The 19,541-nt window shown below is 59.1% G+C and carries 15 protein-coding genes and 1 pseudogene; 8 read left to right on the top strand and 8 right to left on the bottom strand.

From position 1 onward, the window contains the following. Positions 1 to 16: 16 nt before the first annotated feature. Positions 17 to 2,251 carry a xanthine dehydrogenase family protein molybdopterin-binding subunit gene (locus tag PQR53_RS22755; RefSeq protein ID WP_408458715.1) on the bottom strand — a complete coding sequence of 745 codons (2,235 nt, stop codon included), beginning with the start codon at positions 2,249 to 2,251 and terminating at the stop codon, positions 17 to 19. A 684-nt stretch (positions 2,252 to 2,935) separates the two neighbouring features. Here PQR53_RS22755 and PQR53_RS22750 point away from each other — a divergent pair. After that, positions 2,936 to 3,436, top strand: a complete 501-nt coding sequence (locus PQR53_RS22750) for a lipocalin-like domain-containing protein (RefSeq protein ID WP_408458712.1) — start codon at positions 2,936 to 2,938, stop codon at positions 3,434 to 3,436. Positions 3,437 to 3,605: 169 nt separating this feature from the next. Then, positions 3,606 to 4,073, top strand: coding sequence for a YybH family protein (locus tag PQR53_RS22745; RefSeq protein WP_408458709.1), 468 nt, complete (start codon positions 3,606 to 3,608; stop codon positions 4,071 to 4,073). An 80-nt stretch (positions 4,074 to 4,153) separates the two neighbouring features. Here PQR53_RS22745 and PQR53_RS22740 read toward each other — a convergent pair whose 3' ends face one another. Then, positions 4,154 to 4,735 carry a LuxR C-terminal-related transcriptional regulator gene (locus tag PQR53_RS22740; protein WP_408458706.1) on the bottom strand — a complete coding sequence of 194 codons (582 nt, stop codon included), beginning with the start codon at positions 4,733 to 4,735 and terminating at the stop codon, positions 4,154 to 4,156. A gap of 150 nt (positions 4,736 to 4,885) precedes the next feature. Here PQR53_RS22740 and PQR53_RS22735 point away from each other — a divergent pair, with 150 nt between their 5' ends. Further along, complete coding sequence (locus tag PQR53_RS22735; protein ID WP_408458703.1) at positions 4,886 to 6,166, top strand: MFS transporter; 1,281 nt, start codon at positions 4,886 to 4,888, stop codon at positions 6,164 to 6,166. Position 6,167: 1 nt separating this feature from the next. Further along, positions 6,168 to 7,172 carry an alpha/beta fold hydrolase gene (locus PQR53_RS22730; RefSeq protein WP_408458700.1) on the top strand — a complete coding sequence of 335 codons (1,005 nt, stop codon included), beginning with the start codon at positions 6,168 to 6,170 and terminating at the stop codon, positions 7,170 to 7,172. Between the two features lie 60 nt (positions 7,173 to 7,232). On the opposite strand, the gene PQR53_RS22725 is transcribed toward PQR53_RS22730, so the two are convergent. The 5 genes from PQR53_RS22725 to PQR53_RS22705 all read right to left on the bottom strand — a co-directional run bounded on the left by PQR53_RS22725 (position 7,233) and on the right by PQR53_RS22705 (position 12,439). Then, a complete protein-coding gene (locus PQR53_RS22725; protein WP_408458697.1) occupies positions 7,233 to 7,595 on the bottom strand; it encodes a cupin domain-containing protein in 363 nt (120 codons plus the stop codon). 130 nt (positions 7,596 to 7,725) lie between these two features. Continuing rightward, positions 7,726 to 8,802 carry a polyamine ABC transporter substrate-binding protein gene (locus tag PQR53_RS22720; protein ID WP_408459043.1) on the bottom strand — a complete coding sequence of 359 codons (1,077 nt, stop codon included), beginning with the start codon at positions 8,800 to 8,802 and terminating at the stop codon, positions 7,726 to 7,728. Between the two features lie 818 nt (positions 8,803 to 9,620). Then, positions 9,621 to 9,929, bottom strand: a complete 309-nt coding sequence (locus PQR53_RS22715) for a DUF4148 domain-containing protein (RefSeq protein WP_408458694.1) — start codon at positions 9,927 to 9,929, stop codon at positions 9,621 to 9,623. Between the two features lie 173 nt (positions 9,930 to 10,102). After that, positions 10,103 to 11,188, bottom strand: a complete 1,086-nt coding sequence (locus PQR53_RS22710) for an aldose epimerase family protein (RefSeq protein WP_408458691.1) — start codon at positions 11,186 to 11,188, stop codon at positions 10,103 to 10,105. A gap of 33 nt (positions 11,189 to 11,221) precedes the next feature. Next, a complete protein-coding gene (locus PQR53_RS22705) occupies positions 11,222 to 12,439 on the bottom strand; it encodes a XylR family transcriptional regulator (RefSeq protein WP_408458688.1) in 1,218 nt (405 codons plus the stop codon). 311 nt (positions 12,440 to 12,750) lie between these two features. On the opposite strand from PQR53_RS22705, the gene xylA reads away from it, so the two are divergent. From xylA to PQR53_RS22685, 4 genes are all read left to right on the top strand, one after another. Beyond that, positions 12,751 to 14,073 (top strand): xylose isomerase, encoded by a 1,323-nt coding sequence (gene xylA / locus PQR53_RS22700; RefSeq protein ID WP_408458685.1) that lies wholly within the window; start codon positions 12,751 to 12,753, stop codon positions 14,071 to 14,073. Between the two features lie 171 nt (positions 14,074 to 14,244). Beyond that, positions 14,245 to 15,273 (top strand): D-xylose ABC transporter substrate-binding protein, encoded by a 1,029-nt coding sequence (xylF, locus tag PQR53_RS22695; protein ID WP_323047409.1) that lies wholly within the window; start codon positions 14,245 to 14,247, stop codon positions 15,271 to 15,273. 88 nt (positions 15,274 to 15,361) lie between these two features. Continuing rightward, positions 15,362 to 16,930, top strand: a complete 1,569-nt coding sequence (gene xylG, locus PQR53_RS22690) for a D-xylose ABC transporter ATP-binding protein (protein WP_408458682.1) — start codon at positions 15,362 to 15,364, stop codon at positions 16,928 to 16,930. Then, positions 16,927 to 18,126 carry a sugar ABC transporter permease gene (locus tag PQR53_RS22685; protein ID WP_408458679.1) on the top strand — a complete coding sequence of 400 codons (1,200 nt, stop codon included), beginning with the start codon at positions 16,927 to 16,929 and terminating at the stop codon, positions 18,124 to 18,126. The genes xylG and PQR53_RS22685 overlap by 4 nt, the downstream gene beginning before the upstream one ends. Before the next feature lie 394 nt (positions 18,127 to 18,520). On the opposite strand, the pseudogene PQR53_RS22680 reads toward PQR53_RS22685, so the two are convergent. Next, positions 18,521 to 18,973 (bottom strand): annotated as a pseudogene (locus tag PQR53_RS22680) (MFS transporter); the annotation flags it as partial. Positions 18,974 to 19,541 lie beyond the last annotated feature (568 nt).

Here is a 19,541-nt window from a genome sequence, read left to right as displayed (position 1 = left end):
TTCGAGTCGGGCGCTTCTACAAGGACACCTGAGCCGTGAGCAGGTCTTCGATCCGAACCGGAAGATTACGCACACGTACGCCCGTCGCGTGATAGACAGCATTCGCAATCGCAGGTGCAATACCCGCGATCCCTATCTCACCGACACCGCGCGCGCCGAGTGAATTCAATGCGAGATCGGGATAGTCGAGGAACGTGACGTCGATCTTCGGTGCATCGGCATGCGTGGTCATGACGTAGTCGGCGAGGCTGCGGTTGATCGGGGCACCGGAACGGCTGTCGTAATTCGTCTCCTCGAAGAGCGCCATACCGACACCCATCACCACGGCTCCTTCGATCTGGTTACGGGCCGTACGGGCGTTAATGATCTTGCCTCCATCAATCACGCTCACCACGCGGCTGACTCGCAACCGCGCTGTTTCCGGCTGCCATGTAACCTCGACAAAATGCGCGCAGTACGAGTGCACCGACACGCGCTTTGCGTCAGGATCGTCCTGATTCGGGCCGGACCTGCCCCTTCCCACCACCGTGTTGATCCCCGCCGGCCCCAGGATCCGCTCGAAGGGCACGCCTGCTCCCGGTGAGGTTCCTTTGCGGTAGACCATTCCCTGCTCAAAGCCAAGCACCTCCGTCTTCAGTCCGTTGAAGGGCGAGTTGGCTGCCTCGGCTGCGGTGAGCAAAAGGTGCTGGACTGCCGCTTGTGCCGCCTGTGTTACAGCCGGAACCAGCGATGCCGAAGCTCTCGACCCCCCCGACATCGGGCCAGGAGGCAAGCGGGTGTCACCGATCACGGCTGAAATTCTGTCGAGCGCGATCCCGGTCACATTTGCCACCATCTGAGCGAGTATGGTGTACGTTCCGGTGCCAATATCCTGAGTCGCTGTCAAAACGCGCGCCGTTCCGTCAGCGTTCAGTTCAACGATGGCTTCGGCAGCGGATCGCTGCGCTTGCCACGACCCCGCTGCGATGCCCCAGCCGATCACCAGACCGTCACGCCGCATCGAGCCGACCGGCGCCTTGCGTGCCGTCCAGCCGAATTGTTCCATGCCGCGCGTCAGGCATTCCTTGAGGTGCCGGGAGGAAAACGGCACATTCAGGCTTTCGTCAATCGCCGGCTCATTGACCAGGCGCAACTGGACGGGGTCGATATTCAGCCTGATGGCGAGCTCGTCGACGGCCGATTCGATCGCGAACAAGCCAGGGACCGCGCCCGGGCCGCGCATCGATGTGCTGGGTGCGATGTCCCGGCGCGCATAGGCGGCAGTCACTTGCAGGTTCGGCGAGCTGTAGAGATAGCCCGTCGCCTCACCGCAATTCTCTTTGCGTGTATCGAGGCGGGCTGCCTGATAGACGTAGTGTTGCTGCAACGATGTCAATCGTCCATCGCGTGTTGCCGACAAGCGTATGCGTTGCTCCGTGGCCGGGCGATGCCCCACGTTCTGGAACATCATCTCGCGGGTCACCACCAGCTTGATGGGGCGCCGCAGATTGCGGGCCGCGGCGGCAGCGAGTAGCGAGTGGGGCCACGGAAACAGCTTGCCGCCAAATCCGGAGCCTAGATACTTCATGATGACGCGTACCTGGTCTTCCGGCACGCCGAGCATTTGTGCCATCATCTGCCGCTGGTTGACGATCGACTGGGTCGTTTCGTAAAGCGTGTAGTTCGCGCCATCGAATACTGCCACTGTGGCATGCAGTTCGATCGGGTTGTGCGTTTCGACCGGCGTCGTGTAGATCTGGTCGAGCTTCAGCGCCTCAGAGGTGGCCGCGAATGCAGCCGCCGCGTCGCCGCGCTGTGTGTCGACAGACGGCGTCCCTTCCGCCGGCATCCGGCTCGTTACATCGGGTTGACTCTGCGTATACCGCGCCTTCACTGCACGGGACGCGGCGGTTGCCTGCTCGAACGTCTCAGCCACTACAACTGCAATGTACTGGCCATAGTACGAGATGATGTCGTCATCGAGCGGCGGCCGCCTTTCGTCGATTCTTGGTCCGAAGCCGATGCGATAGAACTTTCCGATGTTTTGGCGTGTGAAGACAGCCCGGACCCCTGGCATCTTTGAGGCAGCGGCCGTTTCCAGTTGATTGATGCGTCCCTTGGCGATGGTCGCGCAAACCGGTACGGCGTAAAGCGTCCCTGGAAAGTTGAAATCCGACGTGTAGGTTGCCGTGCCACTGACCTTAAACGGTCCGTCAATTCGGCTAAAGTCGCCGCCGATGAGTGGCTGCGTTTTGTTGCTGGCTAATTGCACGTTCTCTCCGCGTCACGAACATGGGGTCAAGCAATCTGTGTGGTCGGCTTGGGGGCCGGTTCTCATTTCTAACACCCGCCGTATAAAACAGGAATGACGCCAAGATGAAACTCGCGACATTTTTGAAGTCTGGACGGGAGGTGTGGCGGGACGTCGCACAGCTTGTGCGCAGGAGAAACTGGGCGGTGGGGTGATTCCCGCGAATCAAGGAATGCACGTGGCGCTCTGTTCGTGATGGAACCCGATCGGCCGTTGGACCTCGACATGGGTGTACTCGTTGAGACATTTCAGCTAACGCGTCGTGAGGCGCCACTTACCGCGTTGCCTGTGCGTGGCTGCGATCTTGCGGAGGCGGCGTTGAAGCTCGCAATCGCTAGAGGCACGCTCGTTTGGTGAAGGTAGTCAGGATGTTGTAACCGCATAGCGATAAAGAACCTATTCACGTTCTCGTCGCAATGTCGGATGCTGCCGCGCTCTGGAACGGTGATCGGCGACTTGTCGGGTCGCTCGCAGTAGTAAAGCTATCATTTGCGTTACAAACCACTAGTATTCCTTCACGCGTCGCTGCGCCGACGGACGCTTTCGGGTGACATCGCGCCATCCCGATCAACGAATGGAAACGAGCCACGTAGTGGGTGTCGGATTCTGCGGGCGGCCGCGCGCAATGACGCGTTGGAGATAGCCATGAAAGCAACGCTGGGAGCCTTGGCGGCCGTCGCGATGGTGGTCCTCGCGACGTGTATCTCGACGCCGGAGGCTCGCGCGCAATCTGTCAGTCTGGTGGGATCGTGGTCGCTGGTCTCTCTGACTGTCACCCGAAGCGGAACCGAGGAGGAAGTGCTTGGCGCACATCCCGAGGGCCTTCTCGTGTTCGGGAACGATGGCCGCTATGCACTGGTCGGTGTGCGCGCCGACCTGCCGAAATTCGCTTCGGGCAACCGTCTGCAGGGAACGGCCGACGAGAACGCTCGAATTGCTCAGGGAAACGTGGCCCACTTTGGTACATACACAGTAGACACTGCCGCGCACGTCATCGCTTTTCATATTCAGCGAAGCACGTTTCCTAACTGGGACGCGGATGTGCAGAGACGTCCCTTCATTATCGACGGCGATCGATTGATCTATGTCACGCCGGGCAGCTTCGGTTATGGAGCAGCCAAGGTCGTGTGGCAACGAATGAAGTGAACCGGGTGTCGACAGAGTTCGCCAGGACGTCGCGAAGATACTGGCCACCGCCGGGGGGCAGTCTGAAACATCGATGGGATGTCGGTTGTGCCCGCACTGGCGCGGCCGTCTTCGCACATCGTCGCAAACTTCGCGAGCACACGAAACGCAATTAATCTTGGGAGGCTGTATGTGTCACCTATTAAAAAGATCGCTTTCTCTTTTTGCGCTCCTCAGTGTGCTCGTTGGTTTTGCGAATGCCGTGTCAGCGCAGGGGGATGTACGCGCGTCTATCGAGGCCAGCAATCAACGTTGGGAAAAAGCGGTCAGTCGTGGCGACGCGGCTGGTATCGCTTCGCTTTATACCGGAACTGCGAAACTTCTTCCGCCGAACAGTCAAGTCGTGAGTGGGCAGAAGGCAATCACGAAGTATTGGAAAGGGGCGATTGATTCAGGGTTCAAAGCGATAAAGCTGACCTCCGTGGAAGTAGAGGCCCATGGCGACAGCGCCTATGAGGTGGGCAAGTACACGGTCCCGGGAGAAGGGGGCAAGGTATTGGACGCCGGAGATTACGTCATTTTATGGAAGAGGACGGATGGTCACTGGAAAATGCATCGCGACATCTGGACCACCAACACGCCTGCGCCCCAACAATAAGACGGACATCCTGCCGGACCGCGTCATCCCGTCTGGGGCGACGTCCGTTTGGGAGACCCCAACAGGTTTCCCGGACCCACTCAAAGCGTCAATAGATTCTTGCACAGGTCAACCGTGTTGCTGACTGAATATTTGCGCAGCAAGCTCGCACGATGAACATGCACAGTTCGTGGACTGATCTCCAGCCGTCGTGCGATTTCCTTGCTGCTGCAACCCTCGAGCAGCAGCATGGCGATTTCCCGCTCGCGCGCCGTGAGCGAAGCGCGTACGGCCGACACCATTTGCGGTTCAACCGACAAATCTAAGAACGTCCAGATTGCGCGGGCATATGGGGCGCGCTTGTCGACGGTTGTCCCGCTTACATGGCTCCAGAACATCTCCCCGTTCAGCCGCTTCATCAGCCAGTTGTCGGAGTAGCTTCCGCGCTTCGCGAGTAGTGGGCCGATCTTTTTTCCCCGCATGTCGAAGTCGCTCTCGCCAGCGTAAAGCACCGCGAACGACAGTCCGATTATCTCTGCGCGCGTTCCTCGCCAGATGCTCGCGAACAGCTCGTTGCAATCGACGATGATGCGCTGATCCAGAACAGCGCAGGCGATAGGGCAGAGCTCGAAAATCTGGCGGTAATCAAGTGGCTCGCCAGACACAACCCGGTTCTCTTTCACAATCAATCCCTCCCTTTGCAGCGTTTACCTAGGTAAACGAAACAGTTTGAATCACGTTTTTGGCCCGTTAAACTCGATTTTGCATTACCTAGGTGAGTAAGTAAAAGGTCAATCGCACGCAACTCCTGGCCGACCATTCACGGAGCAAAAATGGAAATATCGGAATCGCTGGGCATCGCCGAAGTTCGGCCGAGCCCACATCGGGCTATCGTGGCGACTGTTATCGGCAACGGGCTCGAGTGGTTCGATTTCACGGTGTACAGCTATTTCGCCGTGATACTCGCCAAAGTGTTTTTCCCGACAGGAAACGATTTCAGTTCGCTGCTGCTTGCGGTCGCGACATTCGGCGTCGGGTTTTTCATGCGTCCTATCGGCGGCATCGTGCTGGGTGTCTACGCGGACAAGAAAGGGCGTAAGGCCGCAATGACGCTCACCATCATGATCATGGCCGCCGGCACGACCTTGATCGCGGTGACGCCGTCATACGAATCGATAGGCCCGCTCGCGCCATTGATCATCGTGGTCGCGCGTCTGATGCAGGGTTTTTCCGCGGGCGGTGAAATGGGCACGGCCGCGGCGTTTTTGACCGAGCATGCTCCTGAAGGCCGCCGCGCGTATTACTCGAGCTGGGTGCTGTCGAGCATTGGCTTCGCCGTCCTGCTTGGCGCGGCAGCCGGCACGTTCGTGACAACGGCCCTCGACCCCGCGTCTGTCAAAAGTTGGGGGTGGCGTTTGCCGTTTCTGCTCGGCGCCCTGATCGGTCCGGTGGGATTTTATTTCCGCTCCAGGATTACTGAAACACCCGTCTATGAGCACACAACGCATCGTGTTACCGCGTCGCCGCTACGGGAATCCATAACCACGCACGGCAGAGACACATTCGGCTGTTTCGCGATGGTCATGCTATGGACAGTCGCCATCTACGTGCTGCTGTTCTATATGCCGACGTATGCGGCCAGTGTCCTGCATCTCCCGCAGTCGGACGGTTTCATTTCGGGAATGGTCGGCGGTTTTGCCATGATGTGCAGCGCGCCACTTGCCGGTTTGCTCGCCGATAGGGTGGGACCTGGACGGGTATTGGCGCCATCGGCGGTGCTGGTTTTTCTGCTCGCGTGGCCGATGTTTACCTACATTAATGCTGCCCCGGGCCTGGTGTCGCTGCTGGCGTTCCAGGCTGTCTTCGGCATTCTGACCGGCACCTATACGGGTCCGATCCTGTACGCGTTTTCACGGCGTTTTCCGAGTCCCGTTCTGGCGACGGCCATATCGATTGCGTACAATTTTGGCGTGACGGTGTTCGGCGGTTTCGCGTCGTTTTTCGTCACATGGCTGATCGTTGCCACCGGAAGCACCGTCGCGCCAGCGTACTACGTCATGGTCGGCGCGGCTTTCAGTCTGGTAGGCATGTGGTTGCTGCGGCGGGTCGATTGATATGCAATGCGAGACATTAATCTGCAGGAATATGCTATTGAGCAGTGGCAAAACACTGCCCGAGGCGAAGCTCGTATACGCAACGGCCGGCCGTCTCAATGACGCACGTGATAACGTAATTCTCTATCCCACGTCGTTCGGCTCCAGCCATGTCGACATAGCATGGCTGGTCGGGCCGGGCCGGCCGCTCGACACTGACCGCTATTTCGTGATCCTGGCGAATATGCTTGGTAACGGCTTGTCGTCGTCACCGAGTCACTACCCGCCGGGCATGTTTCCGTCGATATCCGTCAGCGACAGCGTGAAGCTCCAGCACACCCTCATTCACGATGTGTTGCGCGTGGAGCGTGTAGCTTTGGTCGTTGGGTTCTCGATGGGAGGACAGCAGGCCTATCACTGGGCTGCACTATTCCCTGAAGCGGTGGAGCGCGCCGCAATCATTTGTGCGTCTGCAAGAACATCGGTTCATAACCAGGTATTTCTGGAAGGATTGAAGGCGGCGCTCACGCTCGATCCGGCCTGGAACGGCCGGTATTTCTCCGGCGCGGCGCCGCGAGGCATTCGCGCGATGGCGCAAGTCTATGCAGGTTGGGGCATGTCCGCGGAATTCTACAGACGCGCGTTATATCTCACGGCCGGATACCGCGATGTCGAAGATTTCGTGACTAACGACTGGGGCGCGTTTCTCGCCCGTACGAACCCAAACGATTTGCTGGCCATGATCGACGCCTGGCACGGCGCGGACATCAGCAACAACGCGCGCTACAACGGTGTTTTACCGAATGCGCTCGATGCCATTCAGGCGCGATGCCTGGTGATGCCAAGCCTGACGGATATGTACTTCTCCGCCGCAGAGATCTGCGACGAAGCCCGGCAGATCAATAACGTCGACATCCATCCCATTGATACGATCTGGGGTCACCGGGTCAACAATCCCAGGCAGAATCCCGATGACGCGCTGTTGGTGGAGCGCAAGCTCACCGAGCTACTTGGCTATAAGCGGTGATTCGCTTCAAGAGGTTTTCATCATCGCGCCAACCAGGCCATCGCCGCCCCGACTCTAAACCTACCCTTTAAACTCCACCGAAACAAAAATCTTCTTACACGGCTCAACGACCTCCCACGTGCCCTTAAACCCCGCCGGAATCAAAAACCGATCGCCGGCCCGCACAGTCTTACCCGTCCCATCCGCATCCCGGATCACGGACACGCCCTCAAGAATCTCGCAGTACTCACTCTCGGTGAAATTCACCGTCCATTGCCCGCAAGCGCCCTCCCAAATCCCCGCCGCGAGTTGCCCACAAGGACTAGTGAAATGGGTGTGAACAACCTGCAAAGGATCGCCGGCAATTACCGCTTCCGCCTTCGGCATGTACCCGATACTTTCCCTGGCAGGAAGCGCGAAATCTACGATGTTCAGAATGCTCATAGTGGTTCGAATATAAACAGAGTTAGAAAACAACGGGCCAAAAAAAGGGCGTAGCGCACACACCCACTGCATGCGCCACGCTCAAAAGGGATCATCTGACATCACCAAAGCACAGCACAACAGTCAATCCTCAACTCCCCGACTTCAACTGCGCCCAAAGACGGTTCTCAAGCCGCATGATCGGCGCAGGCTGCGGTCGCATCAGCGTCATCTTGTTCAGCACAGCCTCGGGCGGATACACGTTCGCATCCTGCTCGATCGCCGGCGTCACAAACCGTCTCGCGGCCCGATTCGCAGTCGGATAAAACACTTCGTTCGTAATCTCTGCGCTCACTTTCGGATCTTCGATGTAGTTCATCCACTTCATCGCTGCTTCCGGATGCGGCGCATCTTTCGGAATGACCATGACGTCCATCCACACCAGGCCCGCGTCCTTGATATTCGAGAACCGCACTTCATACGAACGCTTCGCCTCCGCCGACCGTCGCCGCGCAATCCCCACATCGCCCGAATAGCCGAACGCCACACAGATATCGTTGTTCGCCAGATCGTTGATGTAGCCGGACGAATTGAACTGAGTGATATACGGGCGTATTTTTCTCAGCACTTCATAGGCGGCCTGATAGTCGCCGGGATTGGTGCTGTTCGGATCCTTGTGCATGTACTGAAGCACGGCCGGGAACACATCCGCGGCCGCATCGAGGAAAGACACACCGCAGCTTTTCAGCTTCGAAAGATTCGCGGGATCGAACAACAGCGACCAGCTATCAACCGGCGCATCGGCGCCGAGCGCCTTCGTCACGGCCTGAACGTTGTAGCCGACTCCGTCGGTACCCCATGCCCACGGCACACCGTATTGATTGCCCGGGTCGGCGTCCGCAATCAGTTTCATCAATCCCGGATCGAGGTTCGCAAGGTTCGGCATCTTCGATTTGTCGATCTTCTGATACACGCCGGCTTCGATCTGGCGCGCCATATAGCTCGATGTAGGCACCACGATGTCATACCCGGAACTGCCCGCAAGCAGTTTGGCTTGCAGCGTGTCGTCGCTATCGTAGCTGTCATATTTCACCGTGATACCGGATTGCTTTTCGAAGCCGGGAATCGTGTCTTTGGCGATGTAGTCCGACCAGTTGTAGACGTTGATCGTCGTGTCCGCTGCGCGTGCAGCATTCATCGCGGTTAAAGCGGCCAGCGAGCACAGCATGGTGCTGGTGAGCGAGAGAAGCTTGGCATGACGGATTTTCATTTCGACTATCTCCTTGATTTCGATCTTCAGTTTTCGCCGCGGCGCAGACCTGGACACAGACGTCCAGACGCACAGGCGTGACGACCCACGCACCCATTTGTCGCGCAGGAATGCGGACGAGAGAGGGCGTGACGCCGCCTGCCGCAGCGCGAGCGCACAGCAGAGCTAAATGAAACTGGACAGACGAGCGCTATAAACCGGCCAGCGCTAGCAAGACAACTTGCCAGGCGCGGACAGGCAACCGCATTGCAGGCGTTCAACCGCTAGATAAGCGGCTCACACGCATGCAACACTTGCTCGCGAAAAGAGAAGGGGACTAAGGCAGAAGCGACGCGATTTCGTCAGTTCGCACGCCGATGGCTGCGGGCGCGGCAATGACGTTGTGTCGGCGCACAGAGCGGCGCGACAACACGGTATCAATGGACAGGGGACGGGACGGCGAAGCGCAGCGACTCCCCTGATGAGCGATTGAACAGCCGGACAGGAATGTTCTTTCCCGACCAGGCTGATATCTCACCAATGGACCACGGACTTTCACGATGGAACCCGAAGCGACGTTGAGTAGAAGTTCTCGCCAATGCAAATCGACTGCGCTGCGAGAACCACCAAACTGCCGCCCTAGGATATAGGAGCCATTATTTTCGTCAAAGGATTTTCTGACACTGTGCCGTCATAGTCGCGCAAAGTGGAATGCGTTCGATGCGAGCGTGCGCCTGAACAAGCACGGTTCGCATCGAACGACGCAGCGATAGACGACAGCAGATAGCAGTTGCGTGTTACTGACCGTCCATCGGCATGGGCTGACCCGGCATCGCAGTGGCTGCGGGAGTGCCGGTTTGCGATGACCCGTTGCCCGAGGAACCATAGCCGGTGTCATGCTGTGCGGCTACACGTGCTTCTGCGGCCTGAATATCCGCGGGATAGGTCGCATCAGTTGCAACCGCTGGGTTGTAGCCGGCCTGCTCAATCTGAACCAGTTGCGCCTTGACCTCCGCGCGGGTCAACGGTTGCTCGGACTGTGCGAACGCAGCCACCGGGGCTGCGAGAACTACAACTAGCGCGACTGCTTTGATCAGCGATTTCATGATGCTTCCCTCCGAGAATTGATTTAGTCGGCACCGCAACATGTGCTCGGTGCCCATACATCGATTCTAGGAAGCGGGCGATCCAGGGAAAACCCCTAAACCCGTAATTCAGTCTTGCAGAAAATAACAAGTCGGCGTTATGTAATGCCGCTCATAAGATATGAAGAATTACTTCAGACTCCAGAACGTATTCCAACCCGATACGCCGTTAGCTGCTGGTAAGCATTGCCCGGCCGCACGATGACCTGCTCCTGCCCGGCCATATTGACCTGATTTGGAAAGCCACCCGCTTCGAGGCAGAGTCCGGCGTGCTGCTGGTATGCAATGCCGCCGCGTCCCGTGTCCCCGTTCAGGAAATTGCCGGTATAGAACTGTAAGCCGGGCTGATCGGTCGAGACGGTCAGTTCACGCCCGCTGCCGGGGTCATATGCACATGCCACCTCGCGCATCCGCTCGATGGCACCGACCATCGCGGTATCAGGCACGTCACGCAGCACATAGCAGTGATCGAAACCGCTGGCTCTCGCAAGTTGCGCATGCGGCCAATCGAGCCGCGCGCCGATCGGCGCGCTCTGCCGGAAGTCGAACGCGTTGCCCGCCACTTCGGCAAGCTCGCAAGGAATCATCGACGCATCCACTTCGAAGAACCGGTCTGCATCGATCGACAACACATGTCCGCGGATATCGGCGCCTCGCCGGCCCGTGAGGTTGAAGTACGGATGACTCGTCAAGTTGAGCGGTGTCGCTGCGTCCGTGACGGCTTCATAGGCGATCGTCAACGTGCCGTCGTTGTCGAGCGAATAACGCACTTGCACCGTGACGTTGCCCGGAAACCCGGCGTCACCTTCGGGCGATTCGAGGCGCATGAGTAGTGCGCCATTGTCTTCGCTTGCATCCCACATCGTGCGATTAAAACCCTGCGTGCCGCCATGCAGCAGATTCGTGCCTTCATTGCGATCGAGTGTGTACTCGATGCCGTCGAGCGAGAAGCGCGCATCGGCAATGCGGTTCGCCCACCGGCCGATCAGTCCGCCCATGTAGGTTGTGGCCGCAACATATTCGGCGGCTGTGTCGTGGCCGAGCAGAATGTCGCCGAGACGTCCCGCGCGATCCGGCGCATGCCAGGAGACCAGCGTCGCGCCCAGGTCGCTAATGGCGACTTTCATGCCGTGCGCGTTGCGCAGCGTGAAGAGCCGCACGGGATCGCCGCCGGGCAGCGTGCCCCATGGCTCAGAAGAAAGAGGTGCAATGCTGATCATTTCGTCGGTCGAGGTAATAGATGAAAGGCATGCTCAGCCGGGCGTCGCCGTGGAATTCGCGCGTTCCTGGTATTCACGCGGCGTACAACCGAGTTCGCGGCGAAATACCGCGTACATGTATTGCAGCGACGTGAAGCCACACCGGATCGCTACCTCGGCGCTCGAGGCATCGCGCTTGGCCAGCAGCGCCTTTGCGACATCGAGCTTGTGCCGCAGGATTTCCTGATGCACGGTGCATTGCCGTTCACGTCGAAAGTACTCTTCGAGCGAAGAACGCGACACACCCACGTAATCGGCAACCTGTTCGGTGCGAATGCCCTGGCAAGCGTACTGACGGATGAAGTGCCGCGCGCGCATCACATAGGGACTCGCTAGCGGCTGGTGTTGGGTCGATTCGAGCACGTTGATGCCTACCGGCGGCACGAGAATGCGCCGCCCCGGAAAACGTGCGCCATGCAGCATCTGATGCAGCAGGTGAGCGGCGGTGCGTCCCATTTCCTCGGTGCCTTGAATCACGGAGGAAAGCGGAATACGAGTGAGCGTGCGCGTAAGTGGATCGTTGTCGATGCCGATGATCGCGATTTCTTCGGGTACGGGAATACCCGCGATCAAACAGGCCTGCAATAGATGCCGCGCACGAGCGTCGGTGACGGCGATGATGCCGACCGGCTTCGGCAATTGGCTCAACCACGCGGTGAGCTGTTCGGTTGCCTGATTCCATGACGGCGCACTGGTCGACAGCCCGCGATAGATCTCGGTGCCGATCTGCTCGGCACTGTGGCCGTTCGCGCTGCGCAGGTGAGCGAATGCGAGCTCACGTTGCTGCGCCCAGCGATTTTCTTGCGCCTGCGGCAGGCTATACAACGCGAAATGCTCGAGTCCCGCGCCGATCAGATGCGTATAGGCAAGCGAAACGAGCTTGCTGTTATCGGTTGCGATATAGGGTAAGTCCGGAGGATAGTGCGCCGGATCTTCGAACGACGAACCGACCGCCACCACCGGCAGCGCGCAATCACGCAGCGCTTCGCCCACAGCGGGATCGTCGAAATCCGCGATGATGCCGTCACCGTCGAAACGCTCGATACCCGTCAACCGGCAGCGGAAATCTTCTTCGAGGAAGAGATCCCACGCCACGCGCGTGGACAGCAGGTAATTGCCGATGCCGGTGATGATCTCGCGGTCATACACCTTGTTCGCGTTGAACAGCAGCGCGATCCTATGGGTCGTCTGGGGTGTTTGCGGACGGGTCATGGCAGTGGGCGGCGTGCGGATCGTCAGGACTCGCGGCGCCTTCGTCTCCTGTAGGGTGCGCTCCGAAGGCAGCACCGTTTTTAAGCGTCTGGTTATTCTAGGCCGCGAAGCTCGCGCCGGTGTGAAACAAACGCGTGGGCAGTGAGAAACGTTAAGCACGCTGCGCAATTTCGCAATTGCCGATGCCTCTGGCAAGCGGCAGCATGGCGTCACCTTATCGACCGGCGCGGCGATGTCGCACGGGTTGCAATGCAGCATGGGACCTGAGTAAGCGCTAAGGCGCTAAATCCAGGTCGACACAGGAGACGCTGATGTCCTACTTCGAACACATTCCCGAGATCCGCTATCAAGGCCCGCAATCGGATAACCCGCTTGCGTATCGCCACTACGACAAGAGCAAACGCGTGCTCGGCAAGACACTCGAAGAACACTTGCGCATCGCCGTGTGCTACTGGCATACGTTCGTCTGGCCGGGCGTGGATATCTTCGGGCAGGGGACATTCCGGCGTCCGTGGCAGCAAGCAGGCGACGCCATGGAGCGGGCGCAACAAAAGGCCGATTCGGCATTCGAGTTGTTCTCGAAGCTTGGTACCCCGTACTACACGTTTCACGATACCGACGTCGCACCGGAAGGCAATAGCCTGAAGGACTATAGCGAGAACTTTACGCGTATCGCCGATTATCTGGCGCGCAAGCAGCAGGATACCGGCATCAAACTGTTGTGGGGCACGGCCAATCTGTTCTCGCATCCGCGTTACGCCGCGGGCGCGGCGAGCAGCCCCGATCCGGAAATTTTCGCGTTTGCCGCCACGCAGGTTCGTCATGCGCTCGACGCAACCCAACGGCTCGGTGGTGAAAACTATGTGCTGTGGGGCGGGCGGGAAGGCTACGACACGCTGCTCAATACCGACCTCGCGCGCGAACGGGATCAGCTTGCCCGGTTCCTGCACATGGTCGTCGAGCACAAGCACAAGATCGGCTTCAACGGCGCACTGCTGATCGAACCGAAGCCGCAGGAGCCGACCAAGCATCAATACGACTACGACGTGGCGACCGTACACGGCTTCCTGCTGCAATACGGGCTCGAAAAAGAGATTCGCGTGAACATCGAGGCCAATCACGCGACCCTGGCCGGTCACTCGTTTCATCACGAGATCGCTACCGCCTACGCGCTGGGCATTTTCGGCAGCGTCGACGCGAATCGCGGCGATCAACAAAACGGCTGGGATACGGATCAGTTTCCGAACAGCGTCGAAGAACTGACGCTGGCCTTCTACGAAATTCTCAAGCACGGCGGCTTCACGACCGGCGGGATGAATTTCGACGCCAAGGTGCGGCGGCAGAGTGTCGATGCGGAAGATCTGTTTTTCGGCCATATCGGGGCAATCGATAATCTGGCACTCGCCGTCGAGCGCGCGGCGACGCTGATTGAAAACGACCGGCTCGAGCAGTTCAAACGTCAGCGCTACGCAGGCTGGGAGTCGGAGTTTGGCCGCAAGATCCTGACGGGCGACTATTCGCTCGCGACGCTGGCCACGGATGCATTGACCCGTGACCTGAATCCGCAGCACGCGAGCGGCCGCCAGGAGCAGTTGGAAAACGTTGTGAATCAGGCGATTTATAGCAGGCGCTAAAAGGCAGTCACGAAGTAACGCCCAAACAGGGCGCGCAGTAAACGATAAAAATCGCACGGCCACGTCGACCGCGCGAGACAGGAAGCTTTGGGTTGTCGCTTGTCCGGTTCTGTGGCTCGCAGCACAGACCGTCCAATCCGGTATTCCGGCTATCAGAACAAGGAGTGAGACATGAAATTCGCAACGCGTCGTACCGTACTGAGTTCGCTCGTGTGTGGAGCGATGCTCGCCAGCCTGTCGCTTGTCGCGCCACTCGCGCATGCAAGCAAGGACCACCCTGAAATTGGTTTCTGTATCGATGATCTGCGCGTCGAGCGCTGGTCGCGCGATCGAGACTATTTCGTTGCCGCAGCAGAAAAGCTTGGCGCCAAAGTATCGGTGCAATCCGCCGATGCGAGCGAAGAGCGACAGATTTCGCAAATCGAAAACCTGATCTCGCGCGGCGTGGACGTGATCGTGATCGTGCCGTTCAATTCGAAGACGCTCGGCAATGTGGTCGCCGAAGCCAAAAAAGCGGGCATCAAGGTCGTTTCGTATGACCGCCTGATTCTCGATGCCGACGTGGACGCCTATATCTCGTTCGACAACGAGAAGGTCGGCGAGCTGCAAGCGCAAGGCGTCTACAACGCGCAACCGAAGGGCAACTACTTCCTGCTCGGCGGCGCGCCGACCGATAACAACGCGAAGATGCTGCGCGAAGGCCAGCTCAAGATCCTGAAGCCCGCGATGGATAAGGGCGACATCAAGGTGGTCGGTCAGCAATGGGTACCGGAGTGGAGCGCGTCGACCGCGCTGCGCATCACTGAAGACGCGCTCACGGCGAACAACAACAAGATCGACGCAATCGTCGCCTCTAACGACGGCACCGCGGGCGGCGCGATTCAGGCGCTCGCCGCGCAGCATATGGCGGGCAAAGTGCCGGTATCGGGTCAGGACGCCGATCTGGCCGCAGTGAAACGTGTGATCGCCGGTACGCAGACCATGACCGTGTACAAGCCACTGAAACTGATCGCAGGCGAAGCGGCAAAACTCTCCGTCGCACTTGCGAAGGGCGAGAAGCCGGCCTTTAACGCCCAGTACGACAACGGCAAGAAGAAGGTCGACACAGTGCTTCTGCAACCTACCTTGCTCACCAAGAGCAATGTCGACGTGGTCGTTAAGGACGGCTTCTACACCCAGGCCCAGCTCGCGAGCCAATGAGCGTAACGTGTGCGCGGTAGAAGCCGGTGTGCCTGATACGCGTCAGGCACACCGGCGTCACCGCGCGCCTTGCAGCGAGGCATAGCGAATGACGCAACCATTACTGACGATGCGCGGCATCGTCAAGACGTTTTCCGGCGTGAAGGCGCTGGACGGCATCGACCTGACGGTGGCCCCAGGCGAGTGCGTGGGCTTGTGCGGAGAAAACGGCGCGGGCAAATCGACGCTGATGAAAGTGCTGTCCGGCGTCTACCCTCACGGTACCTGGGACGGCGAAATCATCTGGGAAGGTGAGCCGCTGAAGGCCGTGAGCATAAGGGACACGGAACGCGCGGGCATCATCATCATCCACCAGGAGTTGATGCTGGTGCCGGAGCTCTCGGTTGCGGAGAACATCTTTCTCGGCAACGAAATCACGCTGCCCGGCGGCAGAATGAATTACGCCGCGATGTATCAGCGCGCCGATGAACTGCTGCGCGAACTCGGCATAAGCGGAATCAATTCCGCACAACCGGTGATGAACTACGGCGGCGGTCACCAGCAATTGATCGAGATCGCCAAGGCGCTGAACAAGCGCGCAAAGCTGTTGATCCTGGATGAACCGTCGTCGTCGTTGACCGCTACGGAGATTCATATCCTGCTGGATATCGTGCGCGATCTGAAGCGCCGCGGTGTCGCCTGCGTGTATATCTCACACAAGCTCGACGAAGTAGCGGCCGTGTGCGACACGATCAGCGTGATTCGCGACGGCCGCCATGTCGCTACCGAGCCGATGCGTGCGCTGACCACGGACCGCATCATTTCGCTGATGGTCGGCCGCGAGATCAAGAACCTGTTTCCGCGCGAACCTCATCCCATTGGCGACGTGATCTTCGAGGCACGCCACGTCACCTGTTTCGATGTCACTAATCCACGCCGCAAGCGTGTCAACGACGTGTCGTTTGCGCTGCGACGTGGCGAGATTCTCGGTGTTGCGGGTTTGGTTGGCGCGGGGCGCACGGAGCTGATGCAGGCGATCTTCGGCGCGTATCCCGGTGTGAGCGAAGCGACGGTGGTGATGGAAGGCAAGCCATTGAAGATTCGCGCACCCGTGGACGCGATTCGCGCCGGTGTGGGTATGGTGCCGGAAGATCGCAAGCGTCACGGCATCGTGCCGGGTCTGAGCGTCGGGCACAACATCACGCTTGCTGTGTTGCAACGCTTCGCGAAGGGTGGCCGGATCGATTCCGCCGCCGAACTCGACACGATTCACACGGAGATGAAGCGGCTTTCAGTGCGTGCCGCGCATCCCATGTTGTCGATCGCGAGCCTGTCGGGTGGCAATCAGCAGAAGGCTGTGCTCACGCGCATGCTGTTGACCGACCCCAAAGTGCTGATCCTCGACGAACCGACTCGCGGTGTCGACGTCGGTGCGAAATACGAAATCTACAAACTGATTTTTCAACTGGCACAGCGTGGCATGTCGATCGTGATGGTGTCGTCAGAATTGCCCGAAGTACTGGGCATCAGCGACCGCGTGCTGGTGATCGGCGAAGGCGAATTGCGTGGTGATTTCGTCAACGACGGCCTCACGCAAGAGGACATTCTCAGCGCCGCGATCCGTCCTGTGCAGCGATCCCTAAACCCAGGCGCACCAACCGAAGCGAGTGCCGCATGACTCCCGACGTCACTTCCCAATCCGCAGAAGGCGCCGCGCCACGAGGCGCATTCGGTGGCCCGCAGCGCATTCAGCAATTATTCGCGCGCTACAAGATTCTCGCGTTGCTGATCGCCGTGGCCGTGATCTGGATTTTCTTTTCTTTTCTGACGCACGGCGCGTTTGTCACACCGCGTAATCTGTCGAATCTGCTGCGGCAGATGTCGATTACCGGCATGCTCGCATGCGGCATGGTGTTCGTGATCATCGCAGGCGAGATCGATCTGTCGGTCGGATCGTTGCTGGGTTTGCTCGGCGGCGTGGCGGCGATTCTCGACGTGAACCGGCATTGGCCGATCGGCGTCACCGTGCCGGTGGTGATGCTGCTCGGTGTACTCGTCGGCATGTTCAATGGATGGTGGTCGACGTATCGGCGAGTGCCTTCGTTTATTGTCGGCCTGGGCGGCATGCTCGCGTATCGCGGCATTCTGCTCGGCGTCACGGGCGGTTCGACGATTGCGCCGGTTTCCGACGGCTTTGTGTTCGTCGGCCAGGGGTATTTGCCGCGCGTCGCGGGCGACTCGCTCGCTGTCGTGCTGTTCGTGGTGCTGGCGTTTCTGACGCTGCGCCAACGGCGCAACCGCGAGCGTTATAAGTTGCGCGTGGTGCCGGTATGGCAGGACGTCATGAAGGTGGTCGGCGCCGGCGTGATTCTGGCCGCGTTTGTCGCCACGCTCGATCGTTATGGCGGGATTCCCGTGCCGGTTTTGCTGCTGCTCGCGCTGCTAGGGATTTTCACGTGGATCGCCACACAGACCGTGTTCGGGCGACGCATCTATGCGGTGGGTTCCAATCTGGAAGCGACGCGGCTTTCCGGCGTGAATACCAATCGCGTGAAGCTCGCCATCTTCGCGTTGATGGGACTGATGTCCGCGTTCGCCGGGATCGTCAATACGGCGCGGCTTGCGGCCGGTTCGCCGTCGGCGGGATCGATGGGCGAACTCGACGCGATCGCTGCGTGCTTTATCGGCGGCACCTCGATGCGTGGCGGTTCCGGTACGGTGTATGGGGCGTTGATCGGCGCCCTGGTGATGGCGAGCCTGGACAACGGCATGTCGATGCTCGACGTCGACGCTTACTGGCAAATGATCGTGAAGGGCAGCATTCTCGTGTTGGCTGTTTGGATCGATGTTGTGTCGGGGTCGAACCGGCGGTGAAGCGCTTGGCGGCAAGGCGTGTCGGCCATGGAGCGGTTCATCACTAGTTCGTATTTTGCGCGCCTCCGGCGCCGCAGAACGCCAAATCAGTTGAACGCCGACGCATGTTTCGATTGTCGGGATGGATTCTCATTCTTCTCCCGATTGCCGTCGTCGGAGTGTCGCAAATTCGTCATCGAGACACCCTGTTCATGTTGATAGACGGGATAGTGCTGTTAGAGATATTCCTAGGCGGACTCGGGTGGTTCACGCTGTGGATGGCGGGCCAATGTAAGGAATGCGCACGTCAGATGGGAGCAACTCTATAGGATGTTCGAATATCCGTTCGCTTTCCAGACAGAACCCGTCCATTTGTCGCACCGGCCAAACAGAAGTCTTGATATTAACAACTGAGCTAAGTCGCCGTACCCAGATCCCTTCTGGACGTTTCCGCAATCAGCAGCAACGCAGCAATCGAAATGACCGCTGACGCGACCATAAGCCACGCAACCGAGGATCCCTTCCCGGTGGCCGACAGTAGTGCCGTCGTGACGATCGGCGTCGCGGCGCTGCCCAACAGTCCAGACAGCATGTAGCTGACCGACAGGCCGGAGTACCGAATCTGAGCGCCGAACGGCTCCGCGAGAAAAGTGGCAATTGGTCCGTAGTTGGCGGCGAAAGCGGTCATCATTAGCAGGTATCCCAGCAGTGCGAAGGGAAACTCGCGGGTGTCGAGCAGCCAGGATAGCGGGAATGCCAGCAACGCTTCAGCGACAATTCCGCCGACGATCACAAGCTTGCGCCCGATCAGATCCGAAAGCCGCCCAGATGCGGGCAACTTCACGACGCAAAGCGCGCCCTCGACAAACGAGCTGGTTAAAACGCTCTTCGCCTAGGGTTGTTCGATGGGAACGACAAGGCTCCGACTATATGGCCGGCGCGGCACGGTCCATGCTGATAGTTTGCATCATGAACTTTGGAGACCATCATGAGCAGATCAGCGCGGGTGCTCGCCCTCGTCGCGGGCGTAGCTTTCGGGGCGTCAGCAGGCGTGCAAGCACAGCAGGAGCGACCAAAGACGGCAAGTGGAACTGGCGCCATTGACTCTGGCACTGCCAGCAAGAAAATGGACGAGGCGGGAAACAAGGGAAGTCCTGGCAACGCGAGCGGGACGCTGATGGACAAGCGCTCGAAGGCTATGTCGCCTTCAGGCGCGTCGTCCACAGATAAATCGGGCGAGGTTCGGCAGTAAGCCGCTGCTAGTCATTGACGGAGGCTGCTATGCGAACATAGCCGAGCCGTTCTACGATCCGCGACGATTGGGCGGCCGGGGGAGCCGTCATCATCAATTTCGAGTCAGAAAGCCCCACCGACCTTCCTCGGCGATAGATCTTGTGATCGGCGGTATCCCGCTGCCAGCAATTCCCCCCCGCGGC

This window comes from Paraburkholderia fungorum, assembly GCF_046027605.1.
GTDB classification, from domain to species: domain Bacteria; phylum Pseudomonadota; class Gammaproteobacteria; order Burkholderiales; family Burkholderiaceae; genus Paraburkholderia; species Paraburkholderia fungorum_F.
Note: the sequence above shows the minus strand (reverse complement) of the source record. Positions and strands in the feature narration are given on the sequence as shown.